The sequence below is a fragment of the Pseudomonas sp. Sample_11 genome (assembly GCF_004307505.1).
GTDB lineage: Bacteria > Pseudomonadota > Gammaproteobacteria > Pseudomonadales > Pseudomonadaceae > Aquipseudomonas > Aquipseudomonas atacamensis.
In genome coordinates, this window is the sequence record NZ_RCOD01000024.1 from 1 (window position 1) to 10,808 (window position 10,808).

Genomic DNA, 10,808 nt, shown 5'->3' on the forward strand with positions numbered 1-10,808 from the left:
GAGCTTGCGCTCATTGTTGAGTGGGGCGGCTTCGCCGCGGGCAGCTGCGCTGCTTGGCTTTTTGCTTTTTGTGGGAGCGAGCCTGCTCGCGAAGGCGGCCTGACAGCCGACCGATTTCTCTATGCCCGCACCTGATCCAACTGTAGGAGCCGCCGAAGGCTGCGATCTTTTGATCTGGCTTTGGCTTTGGCTTTTGATCCGGCTCTTGATCTTTTGCCCCTTCGGCAGGCTTCGTTATGGGATCGATCCGGGGGTGGGGGCGCAGCGACCGTACGACGCAGTCGTACACAGCGGAAGGAGGTGCAGCGAAGCAAACCGTAGCCGCTGCGCCCGGATCGGTCCCGTAACGAAGGAGCCCCGAGCTTTAGCGAGCGGGCCGTACGCCGGGGCAAAGCCTTTTGGTTCCTTTTTGCTGGGCCGGCACTCCGGCGTTTGAAAAAGGGACTCGCTGTAAGAGCGAAACCGCCAGCGGCAGCACCCGCAACAACGGATATGCCCCCAATCCCAAAAATCAAAAAGCCCCGCCAAAGCGGGGCTTCTAAACAACATCAGACCAATCAGAAATCAGCCTTCACCGACATCACAAAATTGCGCGGATCCCCGTAGAAGTTACCGAACCCCTCGGTACCAATGGTCGCGTAATAACGCTTGTCGAACAGGTTATTGCCGTTCAACGCCACCGACCAGGTGTCATCGATCCGATAACCAATGCGACCGTTCCAGACCGCATAACCCGCGCCGTCGACATTGTCCCCGCCCAGGGGCGAAACGCGGTAGGTACCTGTCTGCGCATTGACACCCGCACCAATCGTCACACGATCCAGCGGCCCGCTCAGGGCGTAATCACCCCAGACGCGCAACAGGTGACGCGGCACGTAGGAGTTGTAGACCGCGCCATCCTGAGTAGCATCGGCGTCTTCCAGTACTTTGGTCTGGGTGTAGGTATAACCGGCCAGCAATTGCAGGCGGTCGATCACTTCACCGCTGACTTCAGCTTCAAAGCCCTGGGCGCGGACCTTGCCGGAGTTGATCTGGCAGGAGCTGTCTTCGCACCGCAGGTCATCCTGGGCCGCGTCTTTCTGGATGGTGCGGAACAGGTTGAACGTGGTGTTCAGACGACCGTCGTACCACTCACCCTTGATCCCCAGCTCGTAGCTCTGGCCAATCAGCGGCTTGAGCGTGCTGCCGTCGATGGTTTTGTACGAGCCTTGCGGGGTGAAGATGTCGGTGTAGCTGGCGTAGGCGGTCAGGTTGTCGTTGAGGTCGTAGAGCAGGCCGGCGAACGGCGTGACCTGGCCGGTTTCGGTGGATTGGGTGTTGACCTCGGTGCCTTCACCGCGGAAGTACTGCACCGAGTCGGTGTCGGATTTGTACCAGCTGACCCGGCTGCCGAGTACCAGGGTCATCGGGTCGGCGAGTTTCAGGCGGGCGATCGAGTAGGCGCCGTATTGCTTGATGTGCATGTCCACCGGGCCGCCACGGGAAGCGTTGGCCAGGTAGTAGCTTTCATCCGGCTGCGGGATGTTGTGGTTCGGGTTGAATACGTTCTGGCGCTGTGGCAATGCCGCCACCGCGTAGAAGTCGTCCTTGTGCGAACGGCTGGCGTTGGCACCGACGATCAGTTCGTGCTGCTGGCCGAAGGCGTCGAATTTGCCGTCGACGTAGGCATCGAAACCGTAGTCGCGCTGATCGTAGTCATAGGTACTGCCAAGCATCAGCGTGTTGGTGGCGGTGGCGCCCAAGGGCACTGTGCCGCTCGGGAAGGAATATTCCATGTCCTGAGTGTTGCGCGAGTACACGCCGGCGACTTTCAGCGACCAGTCGTCGTTGAACTGGTGTTTGACGTCGGCGAAGTAGGTGGCGCGTTTGCTGCGCTGGTTGTTCCACGAGGTGTTCAGGCAGGTGGAGCGTTTCAGGTGCAGGTCGGAGCCGTCGGCGTAGCGCGGCAGGCCGCCCCAGCACGGGGTGGCGTCGACGTCTTCATAGGCCATGCCCAGACCGAGGGTGGTGTCGGGGCTGAGGTCGAAGTCCAGGGCGCCGTAGTAGATCTGATCGCGGCGTTCAGCCACGTCGTAGAAATACTTACGGGTCTGCTGGGTCACCACGGCGCGGCCACGGACAGTGCCGGCGTCGTTCAGCGGGCCGCCGGTGTCGACCTGGCCGCGATAGTTGTCCCAAGTCCCGGCCGACAGCGACAGCTGTGTGTGCGGGGTGTCCTGGCCGCGCTTGCGCACGAAGTTGACGCCGCCGGCGGTGCCGCCCGCGCCCTTCATCATGCCGGCCGCGCCGCGGAGGATTTCCACGCGGTCATAGATGGCCATGTCGCTGTTGAAGCTGTCCGCCTGCACGTAGCTGCTGCCGATGTCCAGCGGCACGCCGTCGTACTGGTACTGGCCGGTCATGCGGAAACCGCGCGAGTAGAAATACTTGCCGCCCATTGGCGAGTCGTAGACGGTGATGCCCGGGGTCTTCTCCATCACCTGTTCGATGGTGTTGAGGTTCTGGTCATCAAGCATCTTGCGGGTCATCACCGTGACCGACTGCGGCGTTTCCTTGAGCGAGTGCACGCCCTTGCCGATGGTCACGCCGCCGGTGGTGTAGGAGTTGCTGCCTTCGGTGGTGGCGCCGAGGCGGTTGGCGTTGACGTTGGTCGGCGCCAGTTCCATCGCGCTGCCGCCGGTGGCCGGGCCGAGCACGGTGACGGTGTTGCCGTCACGCTGATAGCGAATGCCGGTGCCGCTGAGCATGGCCTTGAGCGACTCGTCATCCTGATAGCGGCCGTTGAGGGCGCTGGAGCGCAGGCCTTGCAGGCTTTCCGGGCTGTAGACGATTTGCAGGCTGGTCTGCTGACCGAGGGTCTGCAGGGCCTGGGCCAGCGGTTGGGCCGGAATGTTCAGGGTCCATTCCTGGGCCTGGACATACGGCGCTGCCGTGAGAGTCAGTGCCAGACCCAGGCCGCTACCGGCCAGGCGTGTGCGGGTCGCGCCGTGCATCTGCAGGGCTCGAGTCAGAGGGCGAAGCATGAAACGGGATGCGGACATGAGGTTAAGACCTTGGCAGGTATAGTTGTTAATGGTTCTTATTCATCTCATTAAGACGAGGAAGCCGCGGCAAACCGGAAAAGTTTTTTCTCCGGCCCGGTCGCGGCTGCCTCGATCAAGCGGTTTGCAGTTCGCTTCTGACCTTGCCGGCCTCCATGCGCACCAGTTGGTCGGCGACGTCGAAGTAACGGTCGTCGTGGGAAATCACGATGATGGTTTTGCCCAGGCGCTTGAGGTCGGGCAGCAGCTCGGTATAGAAAATCCGCCGGAACGTCGGGTCCTGATCCGCCGCCCATTCATCGAACACCAGCACCGGGCGCTCTTCGAGCCAGGCGTTGACCAGTGCCAGGCGTTTGCGCTGACCGGTGGACAGGTCGGTGGTGCTGAAGGCGCCGTCGCGCACGCTGACCTTGTGCGCGATCTCCAGACGTTCGAGGTAGCGGGTGGCATCCTGCGGCACTTCACGATCGCCCTGGATCAAGTCATCGAACAGGTAGTAGTCGGCGAAGATCGTCGTGAAGTTCTGCCGGTAATCGTCGCGGTTGACCGCAGTGATCGGCTTGTCGTTAACGCGAATTTCGCCCTCGGTCGGCGCATACAGCCCCAGCAACAGTTTGATCAGCGTGGTTTTGCCGCAGCCGTTCTCACCGACGATGAACACGATGTCGCCCTGTTCGATACGAAGGTTCACCGGCCCGAGGCGGAACGGTTCGCTGCCTTCCACGGGAGGGAAGGCGTAGCGCACGTTGCGCAGTTCCAGGCTGTTGACGGCGGCCGGCTTGCTGCCCTTATCCTGCAGCAACAGGTGTGGTTCCGGTGAAGAGAACTGTTCACTCAGCTCGGCGATGCGGCGGAAGGCAATCTGTGCGCGGCTGATGATTGGCAGGGTGCTGATCAGGTGTTCCAGCGGCCCCTTCATGTACAGCAGCACCAGAACGAAACCGCTCATCACCGCTTTGTCGGCACTCGGCCACAGCGATTGCAGGGCCAAGGCCATGCCGATGACCACGAAGAACAGCATCGAGCCAAACGACTTGGCGATGACGAAGGTGTTGATCGATCTGATCTGGGTGTCGCAGATTTTCTCGGCGGTTTTCTGAATGCCGGCGACGAACATGCGCTGGCGACGCGGCCGGTGGATACGCAGTTCCTTGGCGCCTTCGGCAATTGCGTTGTAGTGCTTCTGCAGTTCGTCTTCGGAATCGCGCGCGGCGTAGAAACCGCGCATGCCTTTGGCCCGCGCAATCGCCTGGATGGTGGTGCCGATGGCGATGGCCACCAGCATCATCAGAAACATCGGCCACGACAGCATGGCCAGGTAGCCGAGGCAGCCAAGGGTTACGGTCATGGAAATCGCCAGCGGCGCGAAGGCGAAGGCGAAGTCGCTGATGGTGTCGACGTCGTGGGTCAGCACCGGAATCAGGCGATGGCTGCGATAGCGTTCGATCTGGTCGATCGGCGCCGACAGGACTTTCTCCCCCAGCTCTTTGCGCAGTTTGGCGATGATGTGCTGGCCGACGTAGTTGGTGCCGATGTCCGACAGGATCGTGGTCAGCAGGGCCAGGGCACACAGGCCGGCGAAGATCATCACCACGGTGCGGGTCAGGCCGTCATCGGAATGCAGGGCGTTGTTGATGGTCGCCAGCAGCACGGTGACGCTCAGGCCGCCGAGCATGCCGAGCACGATGGACGCCGAGACGATCAGGCGGAAGGGCTTGAGCAGGGCGAACAATTCGTTGATCGCCCCACGCGTAGGCTTGGTCATGGAGGATTCCTGCTTCGATGCGGAGGGAGTGCCGGTACTTAAGGAAAACGAATGGTCGCGGAGTTTCTTTAACCGAGCGCAGGCGTGGCTGCGCTCGTCGAGGGCGGGGTCAGAGGTCGCGTACTACGCGAAAGCCCAGCCAGTCGCCCTTGCTGGTCGGCCAGCTGCTGTTGCGGTTGCCCGAGCGCGAGAAGATCGGCGCTTCGCCCCAGTCGTTGCCGCGCATGACCTGGCGTTCGCAGTTTTCCTGGGTCCATGGGTGACCGTCGGCGGGCACGCCGGAGTAGTCCGGGTGGTAGCAGTCGGCGGTCCATTCGTAGACGTTGCCGTGGGCGTCGAACACGCCAAACGCATTGGCCGGGAAGGTGCCGGCCGGCGAGGTGAAGTTGTAGCCGTCGGCCGCGCCGTAGGTGTTGGCGTGCTTGGAAATCTGGTAGTCCTTGCCCTCATCGAACGGGAAGGGGAAAGGCCCGGCGCTGCCGCCACGGGCGGCGTATTCGCGGATCGATTCGCTTTGCAGGCGATAGGCGTGGCCGGTCTTTTTCGACAGCCAGTCGATGTAGCCCTGGGCTTCGGCGACGTTCATGCACACCGCCGGGTCGCGGGGCGTCTGTTTGAATTCCGGCTTGCCGGCGGTGCAACGGCGGCCCGGGCGATCATCGAAGTCGTAGGGCTTGTTGCCGGTCTCGCGCACGTAGGCGTCCCATTCGCCCACCAGCACCTGCGAGCGGCTGATAGCGAACGGTTTGCTGAAGGTCACGGTGTGCAGCGGGCCTTCGTCGGGCTGCCGGCCGACTTCATCATCCGGCGTGCCCATGGTGTAGCTGCCGGTCGGCAGCACGACCATTTCCGGGCAGTCCTTGCAATCCTTGAACACTTTGCCCGCAGCGGGTGCTGTCGCCGCCTGCGCGGTGCCGGGCATCAATGCGCCGCAGAGGGCGCTCAGCGCCAGTGCGGGCAGGGCTTTGGAGAGGAGTGACGCGTGAGGCTTTTTCATGGGTCGTCTCTTTGAAAGGAAAACGGCAGTCGAGGGTCAGGCACGCAGCTTGGTGCCGAGGATGTCCATGAAGCGATCCACTTCGGCTTCGCTGTTGAGCAAGCCCGGTGCGGTGCGAATCACCGGCCCGACGTCGCGGCTGACCGCGTCGCAGATCACCCGGTTCAGCATCAGCCAGGCCGCCACTTCATCGCTGTCCTGGCCCTTGATCCGGAAGAAGGTGAAGCCGGCGGAGAACTGCGAGTCGAGCGGGGTCACCAACTCGATATTGCGGTGCTCTTGCAAGCGTTGCTTGAGGTAACTGTTGAGCTGATGAATGCGCGTCTGCACCTCGGCCTTGCCCAGCTGCAGGTGCAACTTGAAGGCTTCGTCCAGCGCCCAGCGATGCTCGAAAGCGTGGTAGCCGCCCGGGGTCATGATGGTCGAGAACGCCGTGGCCTCGGAGAAGGTCGGCACGCTGGGGCTGACGTATTTCAGTTCTTCGGTACGGCTGCAGACGATGCCGGTGCCGCGCGGGCCGAACATCCACTTGTGCGTGCCGGCGATGAAAAAGTCGCAGTTCATCTGCGGAAAACTCAAGTCGTCGACGCCAAAACCGTGCACGCCATCGACCACGTAGATCAGCCGATCCTGATCGGCACGCTGGCGGTTGTGCTCGTCGACCAATTGCGAGATTTCGCGGATCGGCAGCTTCACGCCGCTGCCCGAATGCACCCAGGTCATGCCCAGTACGCGGGTCTCGGGGCGGATATTGCGATTGATCGTGTCGAGCACCTGATCCAGCGAAATGCTCTGCGGGGTTTCGAACAGCTTGAGTTTGCGCACGCGCGTGCCGTCGCGCCGGCTGCGGAAATCGAGGATGTTGCGCGTCGAATAATGCTCGTGAACCGTGGTGAGAATTTCCTGATCCGCGCGCACCTGCACGCTGCCGTAGATCATCGCCAGGCCTTCGGTGGTGCTGCCGGTCAGGGCGATTTGCGCCGGTTTGGCTTGCAGATACTGGCCGGCCCAGTGGCGCACGTTTTCTTCGCGCTTCTCGGTGACGCCCAGATCCCAATCCATCGCCAGACCCGGATTCACATCCAGCGCCGCGCGATGGCGTTCGATCGCTTCACGCACCGGTTTGGGGTGCGAGGTGACGAGGAAATTGGCGAAGTGAATCGCTTGGGGATCCTGCTCGAACAACTGACGCAACTGCACCCATTTGTCTCGCGACGCAGTCGGCACGGCAGCGATGGCCGCCGGAGCACTCAGGCTGGCGCCCAGGGGCAGGGCGGCGGCGAGCAGGCCGGCCTGCTTGAGAAAAGTGCGACGATCGGTCATGGCCGGGCCACCTCCTGGCGTGCCGCCAGCGCCGGTTTCGCGGCTTTTTGCACCTGATCCCAGACGCGCATGAAGTTGCCGCCCCAGAGCTTGGCGATATCCGCTTCGGAGTAGCCGCGCTGCAGCAGTTCGGCGGTGACGTTGCGAATCTCGCCGACGTTTTCCCAGCCCTTGATGCCGCCGCCGTCGTTGAAATCCGAAGCAATGCCGACGTGGTCGATACCGATCTTGCGTACCGTGTAATCGATGGCGTCGCCGAAGTCCTTGAGAGTGGCTTTCGGTTCTTCTTCGAGGATCGCGTAGAGGCCGCTGGCGTACTGGCCGAGCTTCTGTTCCGACCAGGCGGTGATGATCGGATCGCCGGGCATCAGTGCCATCGCCAGGTTGGGCAGTGGCGGCAGATCGAAGCGCGCACGCAACGCATTGAGTTTGTCCTGCGTGCCCTGGGTCAGCGGTTTCAGGTACTGCGAGAAGGCGACGACCTGCACCACGCCGCCACTGTTCTTGATCAGTTGCAGCTCTTTGTCGCTGAGGTTGCGCGGGATATCCACCGCCGCCCGGGGCGCCGAGTGCGAGGCCACCAGCGGTGTACGGCTCAGTTCGGCGACTTGCTCGAGGGCCTTGGTCGACATCTGCGAAACGTCGATGATCACGCCCAGATCGTTCAAGCGCTGCACCGCTTGTTTACCGATGTCCGACAGGCCATCGAGGGCGTCGGGCGAATCATTGAAAAACGGTAGCGGCCGCGACGAGTCGGCCCAGCTGTTGTTGCCGATGTAACTGAAACCGAACATGCGCATGCCGCGCCCGGCCCACAGGTCGAGTTTGCTCAGGTCATTGCCCAGCGGGTAGGCGTTGAGCATGCTGATGAAAATCGCAAACTTGCCTTCGCCGTGCAGGCGGCGGAAATCATCCGGCGTGTAGGCGATGCCGGCCTGATTGGGGAAGTCGCGGACGATCCCGGAAATGATCTTGTAGCGCACCTCCTGCTGATTGCGCGCTTCTTCGACAAAACCCTCGGTGGGACGGTGCGGGGCGTTCGGGCCGTTCCACATTTCCGGCCAGCCGAACACCGTCAGCGCGGCGCCGGACAAACGCCCACGGTTGGCCTTGACCAGGTCGAACTGGCCCGAGCCATCCTTGTCGGCTTCGTGGTCGTGGCTGCCGAAACTCAGCGGCACGGTGATGTGGCTGTCGAACGACAGCAGGCGATCCTGCAACTCAGTCGCCTGTTTCATCACCTTCACCGGGTAGCCGGGGTTGTTCCAGTAATCCCAGGCCAGAAATCCTGCGCCGGCACTGATCGCCAGGGCCAGCGGCAGGCCGATGAATAGAGCCTTTTTCCAACGCGGTTTTGTCATTGCCATCTCATTCAGGTTCGCCGTCGAGGTACAGGCGCAGGGGCCTTTGCTATCTGGGAAGAACGAGTGGCTGCACGGCTAATTTAGGTGTGTGTTACAAATGCCCGGCAGCGGCGCGGGTGATGTTTGCCGGCAGCGTAAATTTCCCCGCCGAGCAAACGTTCTAGCTTGGATAAAGCCTGCTTCATGGCTGACACAGGTAGGGCAATGACGATCTCTCGACGCTGGTTCATGGCGGGCATGGCACTCACGGGCGCCGCGCTGCCTGCCGCTTTTTATGCACATCGTGAACTGACTCGCGAGGAGTTTCCGATCACCCCGGGCGAGGCCACGGTCGATCTGGCGGACACCGCCGGGCAACAGCTGGCGGACAATTTGCGTGGGGTCTGGGACATTCGGTTTACCGGTGCGGCGGCGGGGCTTGATGGTCTGCCTGCGCAAGGTCTGGAACTGTTTCTCGACATCGCTCATCGTGGGCGCGGCCTGCGTGGTTATCTCGACACCGGAGCGAATCTGCGTGCCGAAGGGCCTGTGCGTTATCAAGTAATTGGCGATCTGGCAACGGGCAACGGCGCCGAGATGTATTGGCGCCTGCTGCGCACCGATGCGCCACTTGCGCCGCCGGTGTATGAATTCAAAGTCAAACTGGATGAAGTCTGGGCGGCGTTCGGCAATGCCGGCAGCGCCACGTTCACCGGGCAAGTGCTGCGCCTGGACCGGCCGTTGGCCTTGCCCGAGCTGGACAATCAGTTCATCGCTATCAAGCGGCGTTTTCCCGAGGCCCGTGAACGCACTGGGCTTAATCCGCAACTGTTGGCCTGGCTGGTGGCGCCCGAACATCGTTTGTTCCACCAGCTCTGGCACGCCACCCGCGACAAGTGGCACAAGCTCTCGGAGAAAAAACGCGAAGCGCTGCGCGGCATCGGCTGGCAGCCCGGGCCACGTGACAAGGAACGCGACGCCCGTGGGCCAAGCAAGGATCGCAATGGCTCGGGCGTGGACTTTTTCTTTATGCATCGGCACATGCTAGGCATCGCCCGTTCGATGCAGGATTTGCCTTCCTGGCCGGCGTTCCCGCAGCCGCAGCCTGAGCTGGAACGTGACCGGCAGGGTTTCGCCCGTTACTTCGACAACCACGACGGCAACTCACTGCCGCCGACCTGGCTGGCCGAAGGTGATGACGAGTACACCAAATGGGTCAGCGACATCAAAGCGGCGGAGACTTTCCAGAGCAATTTCCTGGTCTGGGAATCGCAGTACCGTGATCCGCGTTATTTGTCGAAATTGACCCTTGGCCAGTTCGGTTCGGAAGTCGAACTGGGCCTGCACGACTGGCTGCACATGCGCTGGGCTTCGGTGGCGCGTGACCCATCCAATGACATTCCAGTGCCGATGGCGCGGGATCAGGCGGACTTCGCTGCGCGCTGGTATGCGCCGGAAAACGACTTTCTCGGTGATCCGTTTTCCTCCCATGTGAACCCGGTGTTCTGGCGCTTTCATGGTTGGATCGATGATCGCCTGGAAGACTGGTTCCGCGCCCATGAACGTTTTCACCCGGGCGAAGTGAGCCGTCTGGAAGTCAACGGCGTGCCATGGTTTGCACCGGGGCGCTGGGTGGAAGTCGCCGACCCCTGGCTCGGCCCCGACACCCACGGCTGCAGCACCGTGCCCGGCCTGCAAGTCGGGCGCTCCGTGGAGATGGATCCGGAAACCATGAAACTGGCGCTGCGTATCACCTTCGGCGACGAAGACAACATGACCGAGCTGTTCCGCAAAGTGCCACAGCGCCCCTGGTATGCGCGGCATCTGAAGGTCAAGGGCCGACAGCTCTAGATTGGTTCAAACACACACTCTCTCTGAATTGGTCGCAATCCCATGTAGGAGCGAGCCTGCTCGCGAATGCGGAGTTTCATTCAGATGCATCAGTGCCTGACAGGACCCCTTCGCGAGCAAGCTCGCTCCCACATGGGCATTGGTCGTGGCGGAGATTTCGGTCCAAACCGAATTCCATTTGTGGGAGTGAGCCTGCTCGCGAATGCGGTGTGTCATTCAGATGCATCAGTGCCTGACAGGACCTCTTCGCGAGCAAGCTCGCTCCCACATGGGTCTTGTTCGTGCCGAAGATTTCTGTCCAGACCGAATTCCATTTGTGGGAGTGAGCCTGCTCGCGAATGCGGAGTTTCATTCAGATGCATCAGTGCCTGACAGGACCCCTTCGCGAGCAAGCTCGCTCCCACATGGGCATTGGTCGTGGCGGAGATTTCGGTCCAAACCGAATTCCATTTGTGGGAGTGAGCCTGCTCGCGAATGCGGTGTGTCAT

Annotated in this window: 6 protein-coding genes and 1 pseudogene; 1 reads left to right on the forward strand and 6 read right to left on the reverse strand. The window is 61.9% G+C overall.

Features of this window, described 5'->3' with window-relative positions; all coding sequences use genetic code 11:
• Positions 1-557 precede the first annotated feature (557 nt).
• The 5 genes from D8U60_RS05095 to pvdM all read right to left on the reverse strand — a co-directional run bounded on the left by D8U60_RS05095 (position 558) and on the right by pvdM (position 8,487).
• Entirely contained in the window at positions 558-3,041 is a 2,484-nt protein-coding gene (locus tag D8U60_RS05095) for a TonB-dependent receptor (RefSeq protein WP_177435440.1), read from the reverse strand.
• Positions 3,042-3,156: 115 nt separating this feature from the next.
• The gene (locus tag D8U60_RS05100) at positions 3,157-4,806 is read right to left on the reverse strand and encodes a cyclic peptide export ABC transporter (protein WP_130899625.1); all 1,650 of its coding nucleotides are present in this window, start codon (positions 4,804-4,806) and stop codon (positions 3,157-3,159) included.
• A gap of 109 nt (positions 4,807-4,915) precedes the next feature.
• Positions 4,916-5,803 (reverse strand): formylglycine-generating enzyme family protein, encoded by an 888-nt coding sequence (locus D8U60_RS05105; protein ID WP_130899626.1) that lies wholly within the window; start codon positions 5,801-5,803, stop codon positions 4,916-4,918.
• A gap of 36 nt (positions 5,804-5,839) precedes the next feature.
• Positions 5,840-7,126, reverse strand: coding sequence for an aminotransferase class V-fold PLP-dependent enzyme (locus D8U60_RS05110; protein WP_130899627.1), 1,287 nt, complete (start codon positions 7,124-7,126; stop codon positions 5,840-5,842).
• Complete coding sequence (pvdM, locus tag D8U60_RS05115) at positions 7,123-8,487, reverse strand: pyoverdine-tailoring dipeptidase-like protein PvdM (RefSeq protein WP_122881567.1); 1,365 nt, start codon at positions 8,485-8,487, stop codon at positions 7,123-7,125. Before pvdM ends, D8U60_RS05110 begins: the two co-directional genes overlap by 4 nt.
• A 207-nt stretch (positions 8,488-8,694) precedes the next feature.
• Between pvdM and D8U60_RS05120 the strand changes: the two genes are divergently transcribed.
• Complete coding sequence (locus tag D8U60_RS05120; protein WP_130899628.1) at positions 8,695-10,320, forward strand: PvdJ/PvdD/PvdP-like protein; 1,626 nt, start codon at positions 8,695-8,697, stop codon at positions 10,318-10,320.
• A gap of 212 nt (positions 10,321-10,532) precedes the next feature.
• On the opposite strand, the pseudogene D8U60_RS27760 reads toward D8U60_RS05120, so the two are convergent.
• Positions 10,533-10,808: pseudogene (locus tag D8U60_RS27760) on the reverse strand (hypothetical protein); the annotation flags it as partial.